The organism is Rhodococcus sp. 66b, assembly GCF_002076325.1.
Classification (GTDB): domain Bacteria; phylum Actinomycetota; class Actinomycetes; order Mycobacteriales; family Mycobacteriaceae; genus Rhodococcus_F; species Rhodococcus_F erythropolis.
In genome coordinates this window covers 157,443-182,186 of the sequence record NZ_MUZB01000004.1, presented here as the reverse complement: position 1 = coordinate 182,186, position 24,744 = coordinate 157,443, and the positions used below count along the sequence as shown (strand labels likewise).

The following is a 24,744-nucleotide window of genomic DNA, read 5'->3' as shown; positions in this document are numbered from 1 at the left end:
AACCATGGCAGAGCTTCTCTACGACGTCGATGACGGTGTCGCCACGATGACTCTGAACCGACCGGATCGACGCAACGCGATTACGTACACGCTGCTCACCGAGCTGCAGAACGCGCTTACGTCGGCCGCCGGTGACGAGGCCGTGAGAGTCGTCGTGCTCACGGGCGCTGGAGGGAACTTTTCGGTCGGTCGCGATCAGTCCGGTGATCGGTCGAGCCGTGTAGTGCGGGGTGATTCACAGCAAGAGGATCGCACTCGCTTGCTTGATGTTTCACGGGTGATACCAACTTTGGTGCAGCATCCCAAGCCTACGGTGGCGGTGATTCGCGGTGGCTGTGCGGGCGCCGGCTTGAGTCTCGCTCTGGCGTGCGATCTTCGCTATGCCGGAGCCGATGCGATGTTCAACACGGCCTTCCTGGGGGCTGGAATGTCCGGTGACATGGGAATGGCGTGGTTGCTGACCCGCGCAGCGGGCACATCGAAGGCGCGGGAATTGATGCTGCTGTCCGAACGAATCAAAGCTGATCGCGCTGCCTCATTCGGAATGATTCACGAGGCTTTCGCCGAAGAATCGCTGGAAGCGAGGACTACGGAAATTGTTCAGCGGCTCTCTGTTTCGGCACCGTTGGCAGTGCGTGGTGCAAAGCTGAACCTCGATTCGGCGATGTCGCGGCCGCTGTCCGAATTCTTGATGGACGAAGCCGACCGGCTGATCACGTGCGCGTATTCCGAAGACGTGGAGGAAGCGCGCTCGGCATTCCTCGAGAAACGAGTACCGCACTTCACGGGCCGCTGAAAAGAACTGGAACACATTGTTATCGGGATCAGGAGAGTGAACGAGAATGTACTTGACTCAGGGTTTACATCGGTCGGTCCAGCGTGAACCCGACGCGATCGCCGTCGTTGACGGGCAGCGCCAGTTGACGTTCGCTCAACTGGAGAGTCGCGTTGCGCGATTGGCCGGTATGTTCACGTCGTACGGGCTCGACCGAGGTGACCGGGTAGGGATACTGGCCACGAACTGTCTCGAGTATGTCGAATACTCCTTCGCCTGTGCCTGGGCGTCGATGGTCGCGTCCCCGGTGAACAACCGCTGGAGTCCCGACGAGATGGCATTTCACATCGAAGACGCCGGAATCACAGTGCTTCTCGTGGACGGACCGCGCCTGGCCGCTGCGCTGGAACTGCGTGAACGGTGCGCTGTACTGGAGACCGTGATCGTATTCGGTGCGGCGGATCTGCCCGGCGATACGGTCGACTACGACTCTGCTTTGGCGCTGCACGGTCCGATTCCCGATACTCATGCAGATCCCGATGCATTGGCGCTGCTCATGTACACCGGCGGAACTACAGGCCGCCCCAAAGGTGTCATGCTGAGCGCAGGCCAGATCCTGACATCGGTGCTCGGAGTCCTTGCCGGTAGTGGTGAGCCGAATCTGCCAGGCCGCTCCCTGCACGTGGCGCCCCTGTTCCACCTCGCAGCCTTCGCCGGTTTGGTCCAGGCCTCGGTTACCGGATCCGTGCACGTTTTGATGGGGGACTTCACCGTCGAGAAACTCGTCGAAACCATTGCAGAGAAGGAAGTTACACAATCTCTGCTCGTGCCGACAATGGTGCAAGCGATGCTCGAATACGCTGATCGGACAGGTCTGCCGATCGACAGTCTCACCTCGATCACCTACGGCGCATCGCCGATGCCCGAACCACTGGTTCGGCGCTTGATCGAACGATCACCTGATCTTCGACTGCGCCAGGGCTACGGAATGACCGAGTTGGCCCCGGCAGCAACACTTCTCCGCGACGACGACCACCGCAATCCTGATCACCCGGAACGACTGCGATCAGTGGGACGTGCTGCGCCACACACCGAGGTGCGGATTGTCGACGCAACCGACACGGAGCTTCCGCGTGGCGATATCGGTGAGGTCGTCGTGCGGGGCTCGAACGTCATGATGGGTTACTGGAACAACGAGGCGGAGACGGCGCACGCGGTGCGCAGTGGATGGATGCATACCGGTGACCTCGGCTTCATGGACGAGCACGGCTACGTGTTTCTCGTAGACCGACTCAAGGACATGATCATCTCGGGCGGCGAGAATGTCTACAGTGCCGAAGTCGAAGCCGCCCTGTCCCAGCATCCCGGTGTGAGCAGTTGCGCGGTCATCGGAGTACCCGACGACAAGTGGGGAGAACGCGTACATGCAGTGGTGGTACGCACACCTGAAAACAATTCGAGCGGTGATGAACTCCGAGATTTTGTCGGCGAGCGTATAGCTCGGTACAAGGCGCCGCGGTCGGTCGATTTCGTCGACGCACTCCCGCTGTCGCCGGTAGGGAAGATCCTCAAGCGCACTCTGCGTGAGACCTACCGGTGACACAGCCATCTTCCCAACATGCTTCCAGGAGTAGAACCGTGATCGACCCACAGATTCGCGACCTCGATTTCGACGCCTATCGGCAGGTGATCCGCGATTTCACCGACAATGAGCTCATTCCTCGTGAGAACGAAATGGTCGCTGCTGGTGAGGTTCCCGCCGACCTCGTGACAAGGATGGCCGAGGTCGGACTATTCGGCATCACGCTTCCGAGGAGCGTCGGTGGGTTGGGGTGGACCGTCGAACAGCAGGTGCTGCTGACTTTCGAGTTCACCCGGTCATCGGCGGTGTACCGTTCCCGATTCTCGACCAGTATCGGACTGGCTTCGCAGATCCTCCTCGAATACGGCACCGACGCTCAGCGTGAACAGTATCTACCGGCGATGGCGGCGGGGGAGTGCGTCATGGCGTTTGCTCTCACCGAGGAGCAGGCGGGTAGTGACGCCTCCGCCGTGCGCGCCACCGCTACCCACACCCCGGACGGCTACGTCATCAACGGTGAGAAGCGCTTCATCACCAACGGAGCGTGGGCTGATGTTCTGGTGGTGTTCGCCCGCACCGCGGACGGCGAGATTTCATCCTTCCTCGTAGATCGGGAATCGCCGGGGGTACAGACCCGGGTGCCTGAATTGATGAACGGTCATGCCGAAGGCCCAGTCGCCGAGATCAGCCTGCGTGAGGTTGTGGTGAGCGCCGACCGGTTGATCGGCGGTGCAACAGGTTTGGGGATGATTCACGCGATGCGCGGAATCAACCAGGCTCGCACCCACGTTGCCGCGACCGCAGTCGGTCAGGCGACTCGGATGCTCACGGAGGCAATGAAATACGCGGGCTCTCGTGAGCAGTTCGACCAACCTTTGGCCGAGTTCGGTGCCGTGCAGGCGATGCTCGGACGCAGCTATGCGGAACTCGAGGCAGGACGAGCGATGATCCTCGCCTGCGCCCGTGAGTTCGACCGCGGAACGCCGCCGCGTCATCGGATTGCCGCGGCAAAGCTGTACTGCACCGAGATGGCGTCGGTGGTCGGGGACCGGGCGGTGCAGGTGCTCGGCGGGGTCGGCATCGTCGGCAATCACCCGGTACCGCGTATGTGGCGGGATGTGCGTGCCTTGCGGATCTACGAAGGTGCCTCTCAAATTCACGAACGCAACCTCGCCCGGGCGCTGCCGTCATTACTCGGCTGAAACCCGTACCTACACAAATATTTCGACTCGAGAGAAAACCGAGGGACAATCATGGGTACCACCACAGGCCGCGGACCGCTCGCCGGACTTCGCGTCGTAGAGCTTGCCGGAATCGGTCCAGGTCCCCACGCAGCGACGTTGCTCGCTGATCTCGGCGCTGACGTCGTCCGTGTTCAACGCGCCGGTCGGATCCCCGGTCCCGGTCAGCCACGGGATCAGACCCAGCGTGGGCGTCGTATCTGCGAGGTGGACCTCAAGGACCCTGCCGGCGTCGACATTGTTCTCGGATTGATCGAGCGTGCGGACGTGCTCATCGAGGGTTTCCGTCCTGGGGTCACCGAGCGGCTCGGCCTCGGTCCGGAGGTTGCGCTGGAACGGAATCCAGCCCTGGTGTACGGCCGGATGACAGGATGGGGTCAGGAGGGGCCGCTTTCGCAGGCTGCCGGGCACGACATCAACTACATCTCGCTGACCGGCGTCCTGCACGCGATAGGTCGTGCCGGTGAGCGTCCGGTTCCGCCGCTCAACATGGTGGGAGACTTCGGTGGTGGCTCGATGTTTCTGTTGTTCGGAGTACTTGCCGCGCTCTTCGAGCGACAGAAGTCCGGGCAGGGTCAGGTTGTCGATGCCGCAATGGTCGACGGGACGCTGGCGCTGTCACACATGATGTGGAGTTTCCGGGGTCTCGGACGCTGGTCTGACGAACGCGGTGTGAACATGCTCGACACCGGCGCCCCGTACTACGACACTTACGAGACATCCGACGGCAGATACATGGCAGTCGGTGCCGTCGAACCACAGTTCTATGCACTACTTCTGGCCGGTTTGGGACTTGATCCCGCGACGTTGCCGAGCCAGAACGACAAGAGTGCATGGCCGCACACGAAGAAGGTGTTTGCCGATGTGTTCGCGTCCAAGACACGCGACGAGTGGGCGGCGATCTTCGACGGCACCGACGCGTGTACGACACCGGTTCTGACGTTTGCGGAAGCCTCATCCAATCCCCATGTTGCCCAGCGTGGTTCGCTCGTGGAACTGGACGGGGTCACTCAGCATCGTCCGGCGCCGCGATTTTCCCGCTCCGATCCGGGTCTGCCGTCGGCCCCCGCCGCTGAAGCCGTCGATGCAGGGACGTTGTGGACGTGACGCTCACCGAATCGCGAGAACTCGAGTCCTTCGACCTGCACACGTTGCTGAGCCTGGACGACGTCGGACCCGACAGATTCCAGGGTTACTGTCACGCAGGTTCTCCCGGGCGTATCTTCGGCGGGCATCTCGCGGCACAGGGTTTGACCGCCGCTGGTCGGACAGTGCCTGCGACTGCGGTGGTGCATTCCCTTCACGGATACTTCCTCAGCTCAGGCGATCCGCGGCAGCCCATCACCTACGAAGTCGGTCGTCTTCGTGACGGACGTACGTACTGGTCCCGTCAGGTCACTGCCCTGCAACTGGGCACGCCGATCTTCACACTGTCCGTGTCCTTCAAACTTCCGGAGGACAGCACCGATCGACAGGGGGAGATGCCCGTCGTACCTGCTCCGGAGGACCTTCCCGATCCATACGAGCGCTGGGCGAGTGCGCGCGCCGACGAGTTCCGCGACAACAAGACACATCGTGCGATGGACATGAGATTCGTTGCCGACGAGGGTGAGCGCGAGCGGGGGTCGGTCGCACAGTCGGTGTGGTTCAAACCGAATCACGCTTTTCCTGACGAACCGTTGTTCCACGCTGGTGTGCTCACCTACGCGTCGGACTTGTCCTTGGCATCGACGGCCTCACTCGACATCCAGCCCCACCGGTCGTTGATGGTCGGACCTTCGCGAGTGCTGATGGCGTCACTTGATCACGCGATCTGGTTTCACCGACCTTTCCGGGCCGACGAATGGATGCTCTTCGCCCAGGAAAGCAACTCCGCCACTGACGGTCGGGGATTCTCGACGGGCCACTTCTGGACACGCGACGGCGTCTTGGCTGCAACCGTCGCCCAGGAGTCGCTCTTGCGGCGAGTTGACGGGCCACAGTCGCCTCGGGCCTAGGATGAAGCAATGTCTGGGAAGAGCGAAGCCGAGCACCAACCACGCGTCTGTGACGCGGCGTTGGCGCGCGCTTTCAGCTTTCTCGGCAAACGCTGGAACGGGGTGATCCTGGCGACGCTCCTCGGTGGTCCGGCGGGATTTGCGGAACTCAAGCGTGCAGTGGGCAAGATCAGCGACTCCGTGCTCTCGGACCGATTGACCGAACTGGCTGGTGCGGGCCTGGTCACGCGGACCGTCGACGCCGGCCCGCCCATCGCTGTGGAGTACGAACTCACGGCGTCGGGGCAGGCGCTGCTCCCCGCTCTCAGTGAACTGACAACGTGGGCAGCCGAAAACCTGCCACCCGAGAGTTGCCCGAACTGACCTATTGCGTGTGAACAGTCTTGTGAGATTCGTACCAGGTGTCACCTGCCGGTTCTCCCGCCAAGTTCCAACTCCACGAGACTGTCGGAGTGATGCGTGAATAGATTCCGGGACCGACCATTCCTACCCTTTCGATCGGCCGCTCAGCGACTCCGTAGATCCTGATCCCGCGCGCGACAAACGGCTCGAATGACGGCATGTCGTCGATGACGAGGGCTACTTCGAGTTGTCCTGACCCGATATTGCGGAACTTCTTGGTTTTCAGGACACTCTGGCCGCCCCCGCCGATCCAGAAGTGGGCCCCGTCGTATTCGAAGGCCAATGGCACGACGTCTGGTTGCCCGTGCGGTGAGAGCGTCGCTACGCGCGCCAGTGGCTGCGACTGCATGTATGCGATTTCTTCTTCCGTGAATGCCATCTGTTCTCCTTCGGGGACGAAACACGTACGCAACGTGGATGCAACGTAATCAAAACTAGTGTTCTGGATCACACAGTGTTCGTGTGGTCGAGAGGCCTTTGGTCACGAATCTGTGGGCAGAACGGGTCCTGGTTCGCTACCGGTGGTGGATGAGGACAAGGTTCCGCGGGTTGAGCACACAGCTCGCGGAACCGCCCCACCACACGCCCCGACGAGGGCACCGGCCGACAGGAGTTCAGGTGTCCGTAGTTGCGGAAGTCTCGGCGATTGATTTCGCGGAGACCGAATTCGATTGGGCGCAGCGATCGACGCGGATTCGTGAAGTCGACCCACTCGTTCCGGGGCCACCATCCTTGGCGATGTGTCTGAGCGAGCCGACGCGCGGACTGGTCGACATCGCTTCACTGCTTCTCGCGGCTCCTTGGTTGCTTCGATCGCCGCGTGGGGACGGGCATCCGGTCCTCGTTCTCCCCGGATTGCTGACTTCGGACGTGTCGACTCTCGCCTTGAGGACGTACCTGAGCTTTCTCGGATACCGGGTTCACGGTTGGAATCTGGGTCTGAACACCGGTCCGACGGCGACGGTGGTCGACGGATTGCCTGCCGCATTGGCCGAGGTAGCTGATCGATACGAGCAGAAGGTGTCGGTGATCGGCTGGAGTTTGGGCGGTATCTACGCTCGAAAGCTGGCGAGGGATCTGCCGGATTCCGTACGTCAGGTAGTGACACTCGGAAGTCCTTTCGCTCTCACCAGTCTGGAGCAGACGAGAGTCGGATCTCTCTACGCTCGTTTGTCCGGTAATCACGCGATACTGCCTCCGGTCGACGGCATCGAATCCGAACAGGGATCGCCTATTTCCGTTCCTGCCACGTCGGTCTACTCCAGGCACGACGGTATCGTTCCATGGCAAGCGTGCTGTGAAACCTCGGCAGGCCTGTCGGAAAGCATTGCGGTGCAAGGCAGTCATATGGGGTTGACCCACAACCCGTCGGCGTTGTGGACCGTTGCCGATCGTCTGGCACAGGACGTCGACAACTGGCAACCTTTTGCGGCTCCGAAACGGCTTCGACGCATGTTTCCCTGCTGAGGTACGAGGCTGGGGTGTGGGGGAGAACCCTGAGTCCGACGCGGGGACGGACTCGTACCTGAGGACACACCGCGACGGAAAAGATGGGTCCATGGCCTGATGCGCACAGGTGGATCGGCGGCGGATAGTGGAGGTCGACGCGGATGAACCGCGAGTTCCGTTGAAAGGAAACAACACATGACCTCCCCGATGAAGACCCGCAAGCTCACCCGCGCCCGCTCGGGAGCAATGTTCGGTGGGGTGTGCGCCGGAATCGCTCGATACTTCGGTTGGAAGTCGTCGACTGTCCGCTTGCTGTTCGTGCTCTCGTGCCTGCTGCCCGGCCCGCAGTTTCTGATCTACATCGTGATGTGGATCTTCATTCCTCGTGAGCAGATCTGACCGAACCGCTCAACGGCGGCGGTCTTTCAGGCATTGCTTGGCCTCGTGCAATTCCTCCGAACTCAGCGGAGGAAGGGGGAGTGCGTCACGGTGCAAGCCCTCCGTGCGTAGACCGTCGAGCATCACCGAGAGGTATCGACGCCACACGGTCGGGTTGACGGGCTGAGCAAATTCGGTGACTGCGCCCACCATGAAGATGAGGCCGAACAGGTCCGTCGGTACGGCATCGGGGCGCAGCATCCCGGCCTCCTGGGCCCGGTAGAAGATCCTCTCGACCGACGGTTCGATGATGGATCGTTGGCATGCGACTTGCTCGCATCCCTCGTCGGTTCCATTCAGGACGTCTTTGAGCCCGCGGTTGACCGACATACGGCTGCAGGCGAATTCGGCAAAGGTGACCAGGCCGTCCCACGGATCCGGATTGGCGAGTGACGCGTCCGCGGCCGCCGCCATGTCGGCGAAGTTCTGTTGGAAGACTCCGTCGATCAATTCTTCTTTGCTGGCGAACCGCCGATAGACCGTTCCGACGCCGACACCCGCGCGCCGGGCGACGTCGTCGAGTGTGACGTCGATCCCTTCTTCGGCGAACAATTCACGTGCGGCGTCGATGATCAACTGCCGATTACGTGCAGCATCGGCGCGAAGGGGGCGCTCCATTGCGGTACTCATGTCCCCACTCTACCCGCCAAGTGGAGACAGCCTCTCCGTTTTGGTGTAGCGTTTTTGCTAACCGGAGAAGCCATCTCCGCATAGGTTGGGCGAGGGACTATGTCAGACATTGCTGAACGGACTGAATTCGAGCAGTCCTCAGCGCCTTCAGGGGACAACCACGCAAAGCGGTGGCTGGTTCTCGCGGTTCTGGGAATTGCGCAGCTGATGGTGGTCTTGGATGCCACCATCGTCAACATCGCGCTGCCTGCTGCGCAGCGCTCACTGGAGTTCGGTGATTCGGACCGCCAGTGGATCATCACGGCATACGCATTGGCGTTCGGCAGCTTGCTGCTACTCGGCGGTCGATTGAGCGACTTGTTCGGGCGCAGGCGAACTTTCATCGTCGGTCTTATCGGCTTCGCAGTGGCTTCCGCCATCGGTGGCGCAGCCGTCAACTTCGAAATGCTTGTTGCCGCTCGTGCCGGCCAGGGCGTATTCGGTGCGCTCCTTGCCCCGGCAGCCCTGTCGCTGCTGTCCGTGACATTCACGGATCCAGGTGAGCGTGCCAAGGCTTTCGGTATCTTCGGTGCCGTTGCCGGCGGCGGTGGCGCCATCGGACTGCTGCTCGGCGGCGCACTCACCGAGTGGGTCGACTGGCGCTGGTGCCTCTTCGTGAATCTCTTCTTCGCGGCGATCGCCCTGGTCGGAGCAGTCCTGTTGCTCGCGCCGCACACCAGTGACTCGCGACCCAAGCTCGACATCCCGGGAACGATCCTGGTGTCGATCAGCTTGTTCAGCATCGTCTTCGGATTCTCGAAGGCCGAATCGGACGGGTGGAGTGCAACTCCCACCATCTCGTGGCTCGTTGCCGGCGTAGTGTTCATGGCGGCGTTCATCTACTGGCAGACCAAGTCCGAGCACCCGCTCCTTCCGCTGCGGGTGGTCCTCGACCGAATCCGGGCTGGCTCGTACCTGGCGATCTTCCTTTCCGGCGCAGGCATGTTCGCAGTCTTCCTGTTCCTGACGTACTACATGCAGCTGATCCTCGGGTACAGCCCGATCATGACCGGCCTCGCATTCATGCCGATGGTGTTCGGAATCGTGACAGCGGCAACGCTTTCGACAGCGGTTTTGCTACCGCGCGTCGGTCCGCGAGTGCTGATCGTGAGCGGAATGGTCATCGCGGCGATCGGAATGACGCTGCTGGCCCAGATTTCCGTGGACAGCACCTATGCAGTCCACATTCTGCCGGGGCTCGTTGTCACCGGACTCGGCATGGGCAGCATTTTCGCCCCGTCGATGCAGGGAGCAACTTCAGGCGTGCACCACGAAGATGCCGGCGTCGCCTCTGCCACGGTCAACACGATGCAGCAGGTGGGCGGCTCGATCGGAACTGCACTGCTCAGCACGATTGCAGCCTCGGCTTCCACCAACTACCTGGTGGGCCGCGAGATGAATCCGCTGACCCAGGCACAGGCTGCCGTCGAGAGCTACACCACGACGTTCTATTGGGCCGCAGGCATATTCGCGGTCGGTGCGGTCTTGACCGGACTGGTTCTTCGGAGTGGACTGCTGCCGGATTCGCCGGAAGGCGAACCGGTAATCGCCCACTGACAGCAAATTTCGGGGTCGACGCCATTGCGGCGTCGACCCCGAAATCGAGTCAGCAGTTCTTATCGGGCGATGCCTGAAACCGATGAAGGACGTGATCGAGTTGTTCGGAGGAAAGCGCCGGGACGGGCAACTCGCGATGGCCGGTGCGGGACGCGCAGAGTCCGTCGATCATGAACCCGAGTGCGCGGCGGTAAGCCTGAGGGGCCTCGTCGCCGCCGAACTTCTGGGCCATCTTGACGACCTGCATGAGAAGCGGAATGTCGTTGACTTCGAAGTCGCTCCGCAGGGTGCCCTGTTCCTTGGCACGATTGACAAGTGCCGCGGTGTGCTGAGCGATCCCGGCGCGCGCGCGAGCGAAAGTGTCCGACGCGAAGCGCCCGTCCATCAGGAGATCGCCGAATCCGCGGTTGTCTGCCATGCGCAGGGAGATCACGTCGAGAAAGTAGACAAGACCTTCCCAGGCGTCTGGCATCTCCCGGGCGGTGGCGGCAATCGTTTCGATCTCGGAGCACCGTGTGTCGAACAGGGCCTGGATCAGCTCGTCCTTGCTGGCGAACCGGCGATAGACGGTGCCGACGCCGACGCCGGCGTGCTTGGCGACGTCCGCCAGCGTGGCGTCGAGTCCTTGGGCAGCGAACACCTCGCGAGCGGAGTTGAGGATGCGCTCGAGGTTGGCCTTGGCGTCGGACCGAAGGCGCGGCTGTGAGCAGTCGGCCGAGGTCCCCGCATGAGAAGCGTCGGGGTGTGTTGTCGGCATCCTCACAGTCTACGGCACTAAGCGGAATGATCGATTCCGTTAGTGCTATATTACTAAGCGGAACGTGTGGTTCCGATTGTCCGTATGAGAGAAGCCGATATGAGCACGTCTGACATCTGGGTCGGGAGCAATCCGATCTCGATGGTGGGTACGCGGAGTGCAGGTTTCGCGGCAACGAGGCTTCGCGCTCTTGCCGGCGACGGCGCCTTTGCTCAGCTCGTTCGTTTTGCCCTCGTCGGCGGAGCCAGCAATATCTTGTACTTTGCCGCTTTTCTGGCGCTGCGCGGTGACGGAGCGCTGGTCGCCAACGCCGTTGGTGCAGTCTTGAGCACCATTCTGGCCAACGAGCTGCATCGCCGGCTCACCTTCCATGCCGCGGATCGCGTCAACTGGTTCACCGCGCAGTGGGAAGGCGGTGGACTCGCTCTGGTCGGGTTGATCGCCAGTTCGGCCGCCATCAGTGCGCTCGGCTTCCTTCTCCCCGGCGCCGACGGACTTCTTCAAGCCGGGCTTGTGATCGCAGTGAGCGGAATTGTCGGTGGCCTGCGATTTGTCGCCCTTCGCGGTTGGGTTTTCTGAGCGGTTCTCGAATTCGAGTCGGACTCGGCTCGTAGGGAACACTGTGACCTATGAGCCTTTCGATAGCCGACTCCGGCATCCGTCTGGCTGTGCTCTGCATCGTCATGGCTCTTGTCGCCACGCTCGTCTACCGATTCACCTCTCTCGGTAGCGTTCGGGTAGTCCCAGGCGCACTCGCTCGCGGCGCTCTTCAGTTGGCTGCGATTTCGTTGATCCTCGCCGCAGCCTTGGCTCACATCTGGTCAGCGCTCCTCGTGCTCGTCGGCATGTTCGCTGCGGCGTCGTTCACCGCGGCACGACGCTGCGGCGCAGGAACGTCCGGAGCGTGGCTGACCATCGCCTTGGCGTCGGGAATCGGTGTGGTTCTGCCACTGATGCTGCTGTCCGGAGTGGTTCCGCTGGAAGGCATCGCTCTGGTGCCGATCGGCGGAATTGTTCTGGGCGGCGCGATGACTGCAACATCGATGGCAGCCAAACGCGGACTCGACGCCGTCGATGATCGATACGGGGAAGTCGAAGCCGCACTGAGCCTTGGATTTTCCCAGCGCGATGCACGGTGGGAAGTAGCCCGCACCGCAGCCTCCGACGCCCTGCTACCGGGAGTCGACCAGACGCGCACCGTCGGCCTCGTGACATTGCCGGGAGCTTTTGTCGGCGTTTTGCTCGCGACGGGGTCGGCCGTTCAAGCCGGTGCCGTGCAAATTCTTGTGCTGGCAGGGCTGCTGTTGGCGCAAACCTGCTCGGTCGCCGTGGCGTTGGAACTCGTCGCCCGCGGCTTCGTCTTTCGAGGTAAGACTGTCAGGCCTGCGCGAGTTCGTTGATCTTGTCGCTGCGAAGGACGCGGTCGGGAAGATCGGGCGTGTTTGCCGCGAGGGTGATCATTGCCCTGCCGATGTTTTCGCTGGTGGTCACGCTGCTGGGCCAGACCTTGCGCAAGAGTGGGTAGAGAGGCACGGAGATTTGATAGAAGGCCTTGTACCACCACGTCTTCGACGGCGATCCCGGGCGCGGACGGATGAATCCCGGCCGGAGGATGTAGGTCGTGAGAGGGAGGGCGAGTAGCGCATTCTCGGTCGCGCCACGTACTCGCTTCCACATGGTCTTGCTGGTCTCGGTGGAGTCGGCGCTTTCGCCGGACACGTAGACGAACACCATCTGAGGATTCACACCCGACAGTGTCGTGGCGGCGGCAAGCGTGATGTCATGCGTGATGCGGGTGTAGTCGGCTTCGTTCATGCCGGCAGAGGAGACACCGAGGCAGAAGAAGCAGGCGTCCGCGCCGGTCAGATCGGCTTCGATCGCCGAGAAGTCGAGCATGTCGCGGTGAACGATGTCGACGATCTTCGGGGCAGTTGTACCGGACGGATTGCGGCCGACGGTCACGACTTCGTCGATTCGTGGATCGTCGAGGCATTCCCTCAGGACGCTGTTGCCGACCATTCCTGTTGCCCCGAAAACGACGACCTTCATGATGTTCCCCCCGGCGTTGGTTCCACTTTCTGTGATGCGCACACTACGGAACGGTCTGCAGTTCATCCGACCGGAGTGGCCAACTGAACGCTTGACCTGCAATTATGAGTCCATTTTGACCCGACTCGTGACTAAAGTCCCTACAAACCGGCTGGACGGTTGGCTGAAAATAGTTTTATGAACGAAGGAGTTGATGAAATACACGTTCTGGGATCGGAGTCAGCCGGTCGAATGGTAGAGGCGTCGACGATCATCGTTCTCGGTGCGCTCTGTGCCGTGGTCGCAGGTTCTGGCGTGTTCTTTGTCGTCGGATCGATTGGTGGCTTCGCCAGACTGCTCTACCTGGTTGTTCGTGGTCCGCTCAACTCTTGCTCGGTACCGGCGTCGAATGTCGAGCTGGTGCCTTCGAGAACGTCATGTGGTCGTTGATGCTCCCGAACATGGAGTGAAGACGGTCAAGGATGTAGTTCTGACGCATGTTCCACGGTGACTTCGATCCCTGCTTCGGGAACTGTTCCACGGCACGCATGACGTACCCCGACGCCAGATCCAGGATCGGCCGCTGGTCCATTTCTTCGGTCGCGTGCGGCACGCACTTCGAATAGTCGCGCTTGTCCATCTCCGTCAGCAGTCGGCACACGTACATCGACGTGAGATCTGCTCGCAGAGTCCACGAGGCGTTGGTGTAGCCGACGCACATCGCGAAGTTCGGTACGTCGCTGATCATCATGCCCTTGTAGACGTAACGATCACCGAGGGTGACGGGTTCGCCGTCCACTTCGATGGACATCCCGCCGCACGCCTCCATCTTCAATCCTGTTGCAGTGACGATGATGTCAGCTTCGAGTTCGCGACCTGACGCGAGAAGGATCCCGGTCTCGGTGAAGGTGTCGATGTGATCGGTCTCTATCGAGGCCTTGCCGGATCGGAGGGCTTTGAACAAATCGCCGTCGGGTACGACGCACAAGCGCTGGTCCCAGGGATCGTAGGAGGGTGTGAAGTGAGGATCGAGGGGGATGTCTTTCGGGAGTTGACGACTGATCGCGAGGTTCAGCATCCTCTTTGCACGCGCCGGACTGCGTCGGCACAGTTGGTAGAAACTCAGGTTCACTACGACGCTCTTCCATCGAGCGATGCTGTGCGCGAGTTGATTCGGCAGTACCGCGCGAATGGTGTCCGATAATTTGTCGCTGGACGGCAGCGCCAGAATGTACGTCGGTGATCGCTGGAGCATCGTGACGTGGCTTGCGTCCCGTGACATCGTGGGGACCAAAGTGACTGCGGTGGCGCCGCTTCCGATCACAACGACCTTCTTGTCGGAGTAATCGAGTTCTTCGGGCCAGAACTGGGGGTGCACTACCTCACCGGCAAACGATTCACGTCCGGGGAAGGCGGGGGTGTATCCGCCGTCGTAGCTGTAGTACCCGCTGCAGAGATAGAGGAAGTTGCAGGTCAATGTTTCGTCTTCGTCGCCGGTCGTGACCGTGACTGTCCAGGTCGAGGTCGCTGACGACCATGATGCGGCCGTCACCTTCCGGTTGTACCGAATCTTCTTGTCGATCCCGTTCTCTCGCGCGGTGTCGCGCACGTACCGCAGGATCGAATCACCGTCGGCGATTGCTTTGGCATCTGTCCACGGGCGAAACGGGTAGCCGAGCGTGAACATGTCGGAATCCGATCGGATGCCGGGATACTTGAAGAGGTCCCAGGTTCCGCCGCTGTTCGCTCGGGCCTCGAGGATTGCGTACGACTTTCCTGGGAGCTCGGTCTGGAGTCGATAAGCAGCACCGATGCCGGACAAGCCGGCGCCGACGATCAGGACATCGAGGTGTTCGGTGCTCATCAGTTCGGACTCCGTATCGACTATGTGGGGCCACCGGCAGAGTTAGTGCTCGATCACCACACTACTGAACGATGCTCAGTAAGGCGAGGGGGACCAGGTGATCGTTGGTGGTCGGATTGCCGCGCACAGTGGTTTACCTGCGGCGTCGGTGAGCCCGAGGTCTCCGTGGAGCACGCCGGAAGCGTCGGCCTGCTCGACGATGTGCTCGGGGATCGCGTCGAGCATCAGCTTTGCGCGCCGAAACATCTCGAACGTCTGGTCATCGGATACCGTCACCCAGGACAGGTAGATGAAGCGTCCGCGAGGTGGACCCTGGATGTGTGAACCGAGAATGTCCCAGGCACCGGACTTTCGCTCCAGACTCGCTGTCAGTTCCCATCGCACTGTCTCGGTATCTCCTGGTACGAGGTCGAGGATTTCGTGTGGCTTGCCTCGGCGCTGAACGCCGACGTGGATGCTGCTGCGCCCTTCGAAGGTTGCGGTTTCGGAACACTCACGTCCGGGCAGGCTGTGACCGGTGATGATGATCTGCATATCGACATCATGCTCTGCACAGGTCGGGAGGGGTTGGCGTGGTGAGTCGTTCGGGTAGAACCTTTGTGGCGGCCGTGGTGGCGAGCATTCTGTTGTCGAGTCTCGGCTGGGGGTCAGGTGCTGCCGCGGCGACGACGGACGAACCGGAAGTCGCGGGCGCGCTGGAGTCCTATGGCGAACTCTCGGCCGCAGTGTTTCCGGTCGGCGCCGGTGAGACGCAGCGGGTCGTGTATCGAACTCTGCGTACCGCTGACAGATGGGGAGAGTCGTCAGGGTCCGTGTTTCTGCCGGAAGGTGCCCCACCGGCGGGCGGTTGGCCCGTCATCTCCTATGCCCACGGAACTTTGGGCAGTGCGGATCAGTGTGCACCCTCGTCGACCGGATTCGGTCCGGGCGAGATCGAACCGATCGAACGCTGGTTGGAGCAGGGATACGCGGTAGTCGCTACCGACTACTCGGGACTTGGTACCGACGGGGTGCTGGCCTATCTCGACGGACATGCCGCCGGCGCGAATGCGGTCGACATCGTGCGGGCAGCGCACGAGTTGTACGGCAGTGTGCTGAGTCCGCGGTGGATGGTTGCGGGTTTGTCCGAAGGCGGTCATGCGGCGTACTTCGCGGGACACGAGGCCACCACTCGTGCACCGGAATTGGATTTCCGCGGCTCGGTCGTTGTTGCCGGCCCCACCCATATGGAAGGTTTGTTTCCGTTGGGCGGACCGCTGTTTCCCGACATCGGCATCACCGGGTTGGTGGGATACGCGCTGTACGTTCTGGCCGGGATCGACGATCAACGACCCGAAGAGAACATTCGGGAGGTTCTCTCGCCGCAGGGGATCGAGTGGATGGAAAAGGCTCGGACACTGTGCGCCGGAGATCTCGGCCGCCACATTCGCGCCGAACGAATCCAGTTGAGCTCGTTGTTTTCTCGGTCGGTGTGGACGCCACGCTTCCACGATCTGTTTCGCGAGATGATGCAGGTGCCGGTCGACGGCTACGACCGGTCACTGCGTGTGGTGCAGAGCGTGTCGGACACAACGGTTCCTGTCGCCCTTACCTGGGCGCAACTGGTCGACATGCGTTCGCGAGGAACGCAGTTCGAGTATCAAGAACTCAGCGGAATCAGCCACGGCCAAACGACGGTCGCTTCGATGGACCAGACCATGGAGTTCATCGATCGATTGACGAGGTGATGTTCGGCGGTGTTGTTGTTGCGGTGTTGTTGTTGCGGTGTTGTTGTTGCGGTGTGGTTGTTCAGCGCATACGTCGCGGCCCGTAATCGTGGCCACCGTTGGCGAACCACACGATTGCCGCAATCGCGTACAGGATGCAGACCAGGAGTAGTAGCCCGCCTGCGATCCACAGCGAGATCTGACCGAGTCGTTTCACTCGATCGGACGCGTACCGCGACCCGGCCACATCGCCGTCGGCCCACAGCGGATACACGTTGAAGGCGTGCGTGAAAGCGGAGAAGGAGAGCGGCCAGAAGAACAGCAGCGAGACCACTGCCCAACCCGCATTGACGGGCGGTCGAATCGGGTGCTGAGGAACGGATTGCTGGACGGTGGGTTGATCCGGGTTGGTCATGGGGGCTCCTGACATGAGGTGGCCCTTTCGACGCTACTGCGATGGAGCTGAAGAATCACTGAGTGTGCACGATCAGCCGTAATGCCAGTCGCGATCCATCCGTCGGAAGTACGGAAAGAGTGTGGCCTCCTCGAAATCGAGGTGCGACTGCATATGATCCGCCAATTCGGAGATTGCGGCGTGTGCCCGATTGACCGTGGAGGATTCGGTGCTCAGCGCGAGTGACGCACGCTTGGCTTCCGACACGATCTCCCCGACAAGCTTGTGTTCTGCCTGCAGTCGTTCGACCGCAGGGGCCAACTCGGGAAAGTTCCTGGTCATTACGGGGAACATACGTTGATCTTCGATGGTGTGGTGCAGAGTCAGCGTGTTGCAGTAGAAGTCGCAGTTGACCCGTAGTTGCCAGACGAAATCCGCGATCGTCAGATTGTCGATCATTTCGGGTATCCGAGTCAGATCGGCGGTTTCGTCCGACAACTGTTGCAGGGCGTTCTCGAGTACCTCGATATCGGCTCGTAGAGGTTCGTGAACCTGACGTAGCTGTTCGATCATCCTCAGACCGGCAACTGTTGCCGTGTTGTGCGAATTAGGGGCGTTCACGTCAGCGCAACTCGATCCCGCTCCGCGAGCATCCTCGCTACCGGCAGGACGTCCTTTGCTGCCATCTCGATACGCTCGAATACCTCGGGGTTGAGGATAGTCGTTCCGTCGAAATCACCTGAGCTGAGATAGATCCCGACCGGAGCGGTCAGCGCTTGGAAGAAAGCGAACAGTGGACGCAGGGCATGGTCCAACACGAGAGCGTGGCGGTCGCTGCCACCTGTCGCAGCAAGAATCACCGGAGTGTTGGCAAGCGCGTACTGGTCCACGAGATCGAAGAAATGCTTGAACATTCCCGTGTACGAGCCGCGGAACACCGGTGACGCCGCGATGACGATATCGGCGGACTCGACTGCTGCCAGCGCTTCGGCGGTCACTGAGTCGACGTGATCGCGATCCAGAGCAGATGCAAGACCTGGAATCAGATCCACGATCTCGAAAACTCGTGTGTCGATCTGCTCGAAGTCTCCCAAGGTTTCGACGATCAGGTCGACGAGGGCACGAGTCTTGGAGGGTTTTTGAAGGTTGCCGACAACGGCAACAATTTTGAGCGGTGTGCTCATCGAAACTCCTATTTTTGGGACGACTTCAGTGATTCGATTTCCTTACGCACAACGGGGGCTACTTCGGTGCCGAGGATCTCGATCGCACGCAGCATGTCCTTCTGTGGCACGTTGCCGAACCCCATCTGGATCATGATGCGGTCATGATGGAACAGTTCGTACTGCGCCATCGTCTTGTCGATGATTTCCTGCGGGCCGCCGAGGAAGAACGCACCCGCGGTGGTTGCCTGCGCTTCGTATGCCCTGCGCGGCATGGGAACTCCGTTTCCCCGCTGATGATGATTCTGCATCCACCCGGCCTGGAAGTACGGGTACGACGTGTCGAGTGCTGTTTGCTTCGAGGTATCGACAAATCCTGGCGAAGCAATCGAGACAGCCAGCTTCTTCGGATCGTGTCCGAACTCCGCTGCAGCCCTGCGGTACAGATCGACGAACGGTTCGAACTGTTGGTAGCTTCCGCCGATGATGGCAAGCGAGAGGGGCAGGCCCAGTTTCGCGGCACGGACGACAGAGGCCGGAGTACCTCCGACTGCGATCCACACCGGAATCTGACGGTCCGGGCGGGGCGTCACGTCACCGTCGATCAGTGGTGCGCGAAGTTGTCCTTCCCAGTTGATCGGGTTCTCGTCGCGCAGTTTCAGTAGTAGATCGAGCTTTTCGGCGAAGAGTTCGTTGTACTGGGACAGGTCGTACCCGAAAAGCGGAAATGACTCCGTGTACGAACCTCGGCCGGCAATGATCTCGGCACGGCCTTCGGAAAGCAGGTCAACTGTCGCGAACTGTTGGAACACACGTACGGGATCGTCGGAACTGAGTACAGTTACGGCGCTGGACAGCTTGATGTTGTCGGTAGCCTGAGCCATTGCCGCGAGCACAACTGCCGGGGCTGAGACTGCGAAGTCGGTGCGATGGTGCTCGCCGACGCCGAAGACATCGAGTCCAACCTGATCGGCAACGGTTGCCTGCTCGACCAAATGGCGAAGGTGGACACCGGGATTCATCATCGCGCCGGTAGTGGGATCTGGGGTGAGTTCACCGAAATGGTAGACGCCCAATTCGAAAGCCATGTTGTTTCTCGCTATCTGTTCGTGGGGGTGATGGAAAGTTGTTCTACGTGCGCATCGCATGCGCCGCCTTGATTCGTGTGATGTGCGGCAAGTCGGGAGAAGAAGCGTTCGAGTACCGGAAGCTCCTCGGTTTCAATGAGATCGGAGAAGTATTCGGCGATCCCTCGCGTGTGTATGGCGGACGCTTTTCGAAGCGTCTTCTTGCCCGCAGGCGTCATCGATACCGTCACGACGCGTCGATCGTTGTCCGGGCGAACGCGCTCTGCCAGTCCTGCCTCGACCAATCGATCGACGACGCGCGTCACGCCACTGGTGGTGACCAGGACCAGTTCGGCCAGATCGCCCATTCGGATCGTGTTTCCCGGCGCTTCGTGCAGTCGGAGCAGAACGTCGTACTGGCCAAGGGTGAGCCCGGTGGTGGTTCGAAGGTCCGCCTCCATCTTGCCGAGGATGACGCTGTGGCTGACCACTAGGTCGCGCCAGACGGAACCACGTCGACGTTCATCGGTAGTCATCGGTGACAGCCTCCATTTATTTGCGCTCGCAAGTATTGCTTACTCAAATAATACGCCTGGATCGATCGAACTATTCCCCGCTCTCATTTGTGCTGGTAGCAAAGCATTGACTCGAACACGTGTTCGAGTATTCTTGTGTGTAGGGGATCGGGGGATTCAATGAGCGTGCTGTTGTCGGATGTGGTGTCTGGTTCTGCGGTGGGGTTGCGCGGACGCCTGTGGCAGTTGTCTGCTTCTGAGTTACGTGCGGTTGCGGTGTCGGTGAGTGCGGAGGTTCTGCGTCTCGAGGCTGTTCGGGTGGCAGTGGTCGACGAACTCTCGATGCGCCCGGATGATCAGGTGATCGCCAGCCGCGGGGTGGGTTGCTGGTTGGCGGCCAACACGATGCTGCAGGTTCGGGACGGGAAGAAGATCGCCGCGTTGGGTGCTGCACTGAGGCCGTTTCCGGCGGTGGCGGCTCGGTTCGATGTCGGGGATTGCTCGTTCGAGCATGCCGTGTTGATCGTGGCGTTCTGCGAATCACCGCCGAAGGGCATGCCGGACGCCGCGTTGCCTCGCTGTATCGATTTGTTGTTGGCTGCCGCGTCGGGCGTGGAGGCGACAACGACGAAGGTGCGAAACGTGATCGCAACCTTGGAGCGAGTGTTCGAGTCCGATGAGATTCCGCCCGCCGAGGATGTGGATCGGAATGAGTTGCGGATCGCGTCGACGTTGAATGGTCGGGTGGTGGTGCGCGGGGATTTCGATGCTCTCACCGGTGAAATGCTGCTATCGGCGTTGTCGAATCTGACGATGCCCACCCCGGCACCGGATGGAACTCCCGATGCTCGGTCGGCGGCGAAGCGGACTGCGGATGGGTTCACGGAACTGATCCGCCGGTATCTGGACTGCGCCAAAACCGGCACCGATGGTGGTCAGCGTCCGCACGTGAACGTGCACATCAATGCTCGTGATTTGGCGGAGCATCGGGACTGCGCCGCCGCATCCTCGCCCGATGGTGTTGCTGTGGCTGTGTCGGATCTCGATGTGGGGCACATGCCCTGGCTGGGGCCACTGTCGGTGTCGCAGACCAGGCTTCTCGGGTGCGATTGTTTCCTCTCGACTGTGCTGCTCGACGACCACGGGGCGCCGCTCGATGCGAAACCCGGGAAACGGTTGGTCTCTGCGGAGCAGCGAGTGGCGTTGATTGCGAGGGACAAGGGGTGCGCGTTCCCCGGCTGCACATGTGTACCGGCCTGGACCGACGCACACCACATCCGGCACTGGGCGAACGGCGGCCCGACGGTGATGAGCAACCTTGTCCTACTGTGCCGTTCACATCATCGATTGATGCACCGGAAAACCGGATTCGTCGGGAAGTGGGTGATCCGAATCGGCGCCGACAACAAACCGTGGTTCATCCCACCACCCTCGATCGACCCCGGGCAGCACCCGCGGCCCGCGAACACCACCTTCAAAACCTGAGAAGAACCTCGGGCACAACAGAACACGGGCCAGCACCGCATCGAAGGGATCCTCCGATGCGGTGCCAACAGGCCGTGGGGGAGTCGAATCAGTGCTTCGAGCGCTTGTGGCGGTACATCTCGGCATCGGCCGTATCCCAAGTCTCGGAAAGGCTTTGGAACATGGAAAAGTCGGCTCGGCCGATCGAACAACAGACGTCGGCATTCCGGAACGCCTTCTCCAAACACTCGACCAGGTAGTCGACGGCGCGCGGCTGTGTATCGGGCAGAGCGATTCCGAACTCGTCTCCGCCCAACCGTGAAACCACCGCACCAGGGTGCGCGCATGCTGCCAAGATCTTGCCGGCCCGTTGAACATATTCGTCACCCGCGGCGTGACCGAGTTCGTCGTTGATGGTCTTCATGCCGTCCAGATCGACGATGATGATAGATCCCGGATCGGCGAATTGGCGGTACCGGGTTTGCTCGGCCTCGAGGATGCGGTTCCACCCGCGCCGATTGAGAAGACCTGTCAACGGGTCGGTCTCGGCATCGAGTTGCGCAGTTTCGGCCAGTCGCACTGACTGCGCGCGCTGATAGTCGACATCGAGAATCGTTCCGAGGAGTCGGCACAGGAGGGTGAGGAGGGCCAGGTTGTCCTCGAGTACGGAGTCGCCCGTAATCGGGTCGGCGCCACACAGAGTGCCGAAGAGACTGCCGTCGTTGTGAAGGATTGGGATGCTGACGTATGCGCCTATGCCTTCCCACCTGTCATCTCGGGAAAGTGCAGGTACGAGTGCGCGATTCGATGAGGCTGGCGGCGCATTTCCGAGGACTACCTCGCTGCACATGGTGTTTTGCCAAGTCCGGGTCTCGCCGACTTCGATGTGAAGTGGGTTGGGTGAGACGGTGAGAAAGATTTGATTCGACCCGTCGAACCGCGTGATCGACCACAGTGCCAGCGGAAGATATTCGTCGAGGTAGGACACGATCGAGCGACTGGCGTCGTCGAAATTCGTCAGTGGTGGCAGGAGTGGCAACATCGGGATGGTGCGCGCCTGGCCGTGCGGCATTTGGTGACCTCCTGATCGACCCTAAGATTCTGTCGATGTTCAGGCTCTTGGTCCCGCGTGCGACAAATCTTCCACGAACAGTCTGCCTCGAGAATCCTGGCGATTGCTGAAAGTGTGCTGTGATTCTTCCGACCGCGGGGCGGTTGATTCTTTGGTGGCCCGCTAATCTTCCGGTATGGAGCTGGCGCGTGGAGCGAACACAGTCGTTGACGGAACTTCGCTGAAGGTGGCGGTGAACGGTAGCGCCCCGGGCACGGTGGACCTGATGGTGTTCCAGCTCGACGAACGGAACAAGGTGCGGAACGACGCAGATTTTGTCTTCTTCAATCAGCCGGTGTCGCCCGAAGGTGCGGTGCGCTTGGAGTCCGGCGGCGTCATCCAAATCGACATTGCGAGGTTGCCCGCCGACATCCACCAGCTGAGTGTTGCCGTGGCGCTTGATGCGGCGGCAAACGGAACCCTTTCTGCTGTCGGGGGCCTTGGTGTCGTGGTGGAGCAGGCTGGTTCCACCGCTATCGTGGCTCAGGCTTTGGGTTTGACGAGTGAGAGGGCAGCGGTCCTCGTCGAGATCTATCGCCGCGGCACGGACTGGAAGGTTCGGAACGTTTCGGCGGGTTGGGACAGCGGATTGGCAGATCTGGTCACTGCATTCGGAGTCTCGGTCGACGAGGAACCGCAGAGCCGACCCGACTCGGCTGAATCGGCAGATGGCATTCGGACCGTGCCCGACGAAGCCAAACTCTCGATGGTGAAGCGGGAAAAACTGGACCTCCGAAAGCGCGAAGTGGCCAAGGTCCTGCTGACCAAGGGTGGCAACGGAATTCGGGCGCGAGTGGTCCTGGTGATCGACAAAACCGGAAGTATGGCCAAGCAGTACCGCACCAGAGTGGTGCATCGTGTTGTCGAACGCATGGTTCCCGTTGCGATCCAACTCGATGACGACGGCAAGCTCGAGCCGTACTTGTATGCAGTCAGTTTCGTCAAGCTTCCCGAGATCTCTGTCCATGACGCGGAAGAGTGGTCGGATACCTACCTGCACTTGCGCGGCTCGCACGGCGGATTCAACTATGACCAGATCGGCGCCGCAAATCGTGAAGTGCCGATCATGACTGAGATTCTCTCCGGCCTGACACGTGGTTCGGCGCCGACGCTCGTCCTGTTCTTCACCGACGGAGGCTTCAGCGAGCGCAAGGAAATCACGAAATTGATGCGCGAAGCGTCTGGGCTCCCGGCCTTTTGGCAGTTCGTCGGAATCGGCAAGGCCAACTACGGAGTGCTGGAGAAGCTCGACGACCTCGACGGCAGGGTGGTCGACAATGCCGGATTCTTCGCGCTGGACGACATCGACACCGTCGACGACGCCCAGTTGTACACCCGTTTGCTGAGTGAATTCCCGGATTGGCACAAGGCAGCTGTGGCCGCGGGCATCACGACGCCGTGATTTAGCTGGTCGAAACCAACTGCGGTGCATTCTCTTTCAAGAATTCGTCGATGTGCGCCCAGGTGGAGTCTCTCGCGGTGGGGCCGGCAACGAGCCCGAGGTGACTTCCCGGCGCCTTCTCGAACCGGACCGACGGCGCGCCGGTGAGGACCGACATGATTGCTTCCACCGAAGCGATGGGTGCAATCACGTCAGTGGTGCCGCCGATCGCGAGAACGGGAACGCTCAGAGCTGACAGTTTGATCTCGCGTCCGGCAAGCGTGACAGCGTCGTTGTAGAGATTGTTGCCGAGCATGAGTTGTTCGCAGATCTGCTGAAATGCCTTGCCCGGGTATCCAGGCATGGCTGCCATGAACTTGTCTATCGATTCCATGCGAGCCAGAGTCTCGGTGTTGTGGAGGTTGCGCACGATGAACCATGGCTTGAGGACTTCGCGCTGCAACGCCGTCACCTTGTAACTCGCCTGGACGAGCGGAGCAGGCAGTCCGCCGACCAGATTGGTCGCGGAGGTGAGCGGGGTGTCGCCCGTGTATTTGCCGATCAGCCTCAACGGGCTGATAGCGGGAATCTTCGTGTAATCGATGGGCGTGCCGATTGCCGTGATCGATGCGATCGGAAGGTCGGAGTGAGCGGAGCCCGTGAGCAGAGACATGGTCCCGCCGAGGCTCCACCCGATCAGCGAAACAGGTGCGCCGTCATGTAGGTCCGAGATCGTACGGATCGCTTCCGGGATGATGTCGTCGACCCAGGCCTCGAAACCCATTCCGCGGTCGGAGTACCGCATGGTCCCGTAGTCGAGGAGGTAGGGCGTGTTTGCGCCATCCAGTAGGTGTGCGGCGAGGCTCTGGCCTGCACGAAGGTCGTAGCAGTCGGCTGAAACCGCGAGGGGAGGTACGAGGAGAACCGGATTGCCTCTGGGCGTCCACAATGCGCCGAAGCGATATAGATCGCGGTGTAGACCTTCGCTGATCAGTACCGACGGCGTGCGTTCGGCCTTTTCGACACCGTCGCCGAACGAGAGTCCCCATGCATTGCGCGCTGCGGTGTCCAGCGTCGGACGCCACGTCGCGATCAAACCACTGATATCGAGCACTGGTTCCCCTCGGAGTCGAATCGGCGGACGGCCGAGTCAGCCGCGCTCGGTGTATGTTACCTGCCTTCAC

The 24,744-nt window shown here is 61.0% G+C and carries 27 protein-coding genes; 14 read left to right on the top strand and 13 right to left on the bottom strand.

Features of this window, described 5'->3' with window-relative positions:
* Positions 1–4: 4 nt before the first annotated feature.
* Genes B0E55_RS08965 through B0E55_RS08940 form a run of 6 tightly spaced genes read left to right on the top strand, consistent with a single transcriptional unit; the run spans position 5 to position 5,958 of the window.
* Positions 5–796, top strand: coding sequence for an enoyl-CoA hydratase/isomerase family protein (locus tag B0E55_RS08965; protein ID WP_029256164.1), 792 nt, complete (start codon positions 5–7; stop codon positions 794–796).
* A gap of 46 nt (positions 797–842) precedes the next feature.
* Positions 843–2,375, top strand: coding sequence for an acyl-CoA synthetase (locus B0E55_RS08960; protein WP_080909555.1), 1,533 nt, complete (start codon positions 843–845; stop codon positions 2,373–2,375).
* Positions 2,376–2,413: 38 nt separating this feature from the next.
* Positions 2,414–3,559, top strand: coding sequence for an acyl-CoA dehydrogenase family protein (locus tag B0E55_RS08955; RefSeq protein ID WP_080909554.1), 1,146 nt, complete (start codon positions 2,414–2,416; stop codon positions 3,557–3,559).
* Between the two features lie 51 nt (positions 3,560–3,610).
* Positions 3,611–4,705 carry a CaiB/BaiF CoA transferase family protein gene (locus tag B0E55_RS08950; RefSeq protein ID WP_046379214.1) on the top strand — a complete coding sequence of 365 codons (1,095 nt, stop codon included), beginning with the start codon at positions 3,611–3,613 and terminating at the stop codon, positions 4,703–4,705.
* The gene (locus tag B0E55_RS08945) at positions 4,702–5,595 is read left to right on the top strand and encodes an acyl-CoA thioesterase (protein ID WP_241896038.1); all 894 of its coding nucleotides are present in this window, start codon (positions 4,702–4,704) and stop codon (positions 5,593–5,595) included. Before B0E55_RS08950 ends, B0E55_RS08945 begins: the two co-directional genes overlap by 4 nt.
* Before the next feature lie 9 nt (positions 5,596–5,604).
* Entirely contained in the window at positions 5,605–5,958 is a 354-nt protein-coding gene (locus B0E55_RS08940; RefSeq protein ID WP_046379212.1) for a winged helix-turn-helix transcriptional regulator, read from the top strand.
* A 1-nt stretch (position 5,959) separates the two neighbouring features.
* Here the strand turns inward: B0E55_RS08940 and B0E55_RS08935 are convergent, their stop codons facing one another.
* Positions 5,960–6,376, bottom strand: a complete 417-nt coding sequence (locus tag B0E55_RS08935) for a PPOX class F420-dependent oxidoreductase (RefSeq protein ID WP_070795737.1) — start codon at positions 6,374–6,376, stop codon at positions 5,960–5,962.
* Positions 6,377–6,615: 239 nt separating this feature from the next.
* Between B0E55_RS08935 and B0E55_RS08930 the strand changes: the two genes are divergently transcribed.
* Entirely contained in the window at positions 6,616–7,464 is an 849-nt protein-coding gene (locus tag B0E55_RS08930; protein ID WP_019745156.1) for an alpha/beta fold hydrolase, read from the top strand.
* A gap of 177 nt (positions 7,465–7,641) precedes the next feature.
* Complete coding sequence (locus B0E55_RS08925; protein ID WP_019745155.1) at positions 7,642–7,845, top strand: PspC domain-containing protein; 204 nt, start codon at positions 7,642–7,644, stop codon at positions 7,843–7,845.
* Positions 7,846–7,854: 9 nt separating this feature from the next.
* Here B0E55_RS08925 and B0E55_RS08920 read toward each other — a convergent pair whose 3' ends face one another.
* Positions 7,855–8,514 carry a TetR/AcrR family transcriptional regulator gene (locus tag B0E55_RS08920; protein WP_019745154.1) on the bottom strand — a complete coding sequence of 220 codons (660 nt, stop codon included), beginning with the start codon at positions 8,512–8,514 and terminating at the stop codon, positions 7,855–7,857.
* 99 nt (positions 8,515–8,613) lie between these two features.
* On the opposite strand from B0E55_RS08920, the gene B0E55_RS08915 reads away from it, so the two are divergent.
* On the top strand, positions 8,614–10,110 hold the full coding sequence (locus tag B0E55_RS08915) for an MFS transporter (protein ID WP_003940566.1): 1,497 nt from the start codon (positions 8,614–8,616) through the stop codon (positions 10,108–10,110).
* A gap of 49 nt (positions 10,111–10,159) precedes the next feature.
* Here the strand turns inward: B0E55_RS08915 and B0E55_RS08910 are convergent, their stop codons facing one another.
* Positions 10,160–10,867, bottom strand: a complete 708-nt coding sequence (locus tag B0E55_RS08910) for a TetR/AcrR family transcriptional regulator (protein ID WP_020970663.1) — start codon at positions 10,865–10,867, stop codon at positions 10,160–10,162.
* 141 nt (positions 10,868–11,008) lie between these two features.
* On the opposite strand from B0E55_RS08910, the gene B0E55_RS08905 reads away from it, so the two are divergent.
* Entirely contained in the window at positions 11,009–11,446 is a 438-nt protein-coding gene (locus B0E55_RS08905) for a GtrA family protein (RefSeq protein WP_020908979.1), read from the top strand.
* Between the two features lie 50 nt (positions 11,447–11,496).
* Positions 11,497–12,267, top strand: coding sequence for an ABC transporter permease (locus B0E55_RS08900; RefSeq protein WP_020970661.1), 771 nt, complete (start codon positions 11,497–11,499; stop codon positions 12,265–12,267).
* Here B0E55_RS08900 and B0E55_RS08895 read toward each other — a convergent pair.
* From B0E55_RS08895 to B0E55_RS08885, 3 genes are all read right to left on the bottom strand, one after another.
* On the bottom strand, positions 12,245–12,958 hold the full coding sequence (locus B0E55_RS08895) for an NAD(P)H-binding protein (RefSeq protein WP_241896037.1): 714 nt from the start codon (positions 12,956–12,958) through the stop codon (positions 12,245–12,247). The genes B0E55_RS08900 and B0E55_RS08895 overlap by 23 nt on opposite strands.
* Before the next feature lie 319 nt (positions 12,959–13,277).
* Positions 13,278–14,759 carry a flavin-containing monooxygenase gene (locus tag B0E55_RS08890; protein ID WP_080909553.1) on the bottom strand — a complete coding sequence of 494 codons (1,482 nt, stop codon included), beginning with the start codon at positions 14,757–14,759 and terminating at the stop codon, positions 13,278–13,280.
* A gap of 75 nt (positions 14,760–14,834) precedes the next feature.
* On the bottom strand, positions 14,835–15,293 hold the full coding sequence (locus tag B0E55_RS08885) for a DUF5990 family protein (RefSeq protein WP_080909552.1): 459 nt from the start codon (positions 15,291–15,293) through the stop codon (positions 14,835–14,837).
* Positions 15,294–15,331: 38 nt separating this feature from the next.
* Between B0E55_RS08885 and B0E55_RS08880 the strand changes: the two genes are divergently transcribed.
* A complete protein-coding gene (locus B0E55_RS08880) occupies positions 15,332–16,486 on the top strand; it encodes an alpha/beta hydrolase (RefSeq protein ID WP_080909551.1) in 1,155 nt (384 codons plus the stop codon).
* Between the two features lie 61 nt (positions 16,487–16,547).
* Here B0E55_RS08880 and B0E55_RS08875 read toward each other — a convergent pair whose 3' ends face one another.
* From B0E55_RS08875 to B0E55_RS08855, 5 genes are all read right to left on the bottom strand, one after another.
* On the bottom strand, positions 16,548–16,880 hold the full coding sequence (locus tag B0E55_RS08875; RefSeq protein WP_003940071.1) for a CD225/dispanin family protein: 333 nt from the start codon (positions 16,878–16,880) through the stop codon (positions 16,548–16,550).
* 72 nt (positions 16,881–16,952) lie between these two features.
* A complete protein-coding gene (locus B0E55_RS08870; protein WP_021345440.1) occupies positions 16,953–17,480 on the bottom strand; it encodes a hemerythrin domain-containing protein in 528 nt (175 codons plus the stop codon).
* A complete protein-coding gene (gene msuE, locus B0E55_RS08865; protein WP_019745144.1) occupies positions 17,477–18,043 on the bottom strand; it encodes an FMN reductase in 567 nt (188 codons plus the stop codon). The genes B0E55_RS08870 and msuE overlap by 4 nt, the downstream gene beginning before the upstream one ends.
* Positions 18,044–18,051: 8 nt before the next feature.
* A complete protein-coding gene (locus B0E55_RS08860; RefSeq protein WP_021332078.1) occupies positions 18,052–19,110 on the bottom strand; it encodes an LLM class flavin-dependent oxidoreductase in 1,059 nt (352 codons plus the stop codon).
* An 11-nt stretch (positions 19,111–19,121) separates the two neighbouring features.
* On the bottom strand, positions 19,122–19,625 hold the full coding sequence (locus tag B0E55_RS08855) for a MarR family winged helix-turn-helix transcriptional regulator (protein ID WP_020970654.1): 504 nt from the start codon (positions 19,623–19,625) through the stop codon (positions 19,122–19,124).
* A gap of 159 nt (positions 19,626–19,784) precedes the next feature.
* Here B0E55_RS08855 and B0E55_RS08850 point away from each other — a divergent pair, with 159 nt between their 5' ends.
* A complete protein-coding gene (locus B0E55_RS08850) occupies positions 19,785–21,089 on the top strand; it encodes an HNH endonuclease signature motif containing protein (protein ID WP_080909550.1) in 1,305 nt (434 codons plus the stop codon).
* Between the two features lie 88 nt (positions 21,090–21,177).
* On the opposite strand, the gene B0E55_RS08845 is transcribed toward B0E55_RS08850, so the two are convergent.
* Entirely contained in the window at positions 21,178–22,140 is a 963-nt protein-coding gene (locus B0E55_RS08845; protein ID WP_070385771.1) for a GGDEF domain-containing protein, read from the bottom strand.
* A gap of 175 nt (positions 22,141–22,315) precedes the next feature.
* Between B0E55_RS08845 and B0E55_RS08840 the strand changes: the two genes are divergently transcribed.
* Positions 22,316–23,581, top strand: coding sequence for a vWA domain-containing protein (locus B0E55_RS08840; RefSeq protein ID WP_080909549.1), 1,266 nt, complete (start codon positions 22,316–22,318; stop codon positions 23,579–23,581).
* Between the two features lies 1 nt (position 23,582).
* Here B0E55_RS08840 and B0E55_RS08835 read toward each other — a convergent pair whose 3' ends face one another.
* Positions 23,583–24,674 (bottom strand): alpha/beta fold hydrolase, encoded by a 1,092-nt coding sequence (locus B0E55_RS08835; protein ID WP_080909548.1) that lies wholly within the window; start codon positions 24,672–24,674, stop codon positions 23,583–23,585.
* Between the last annotated feature and the right edge of the window lie 70 nt (positions 24,675–24,744).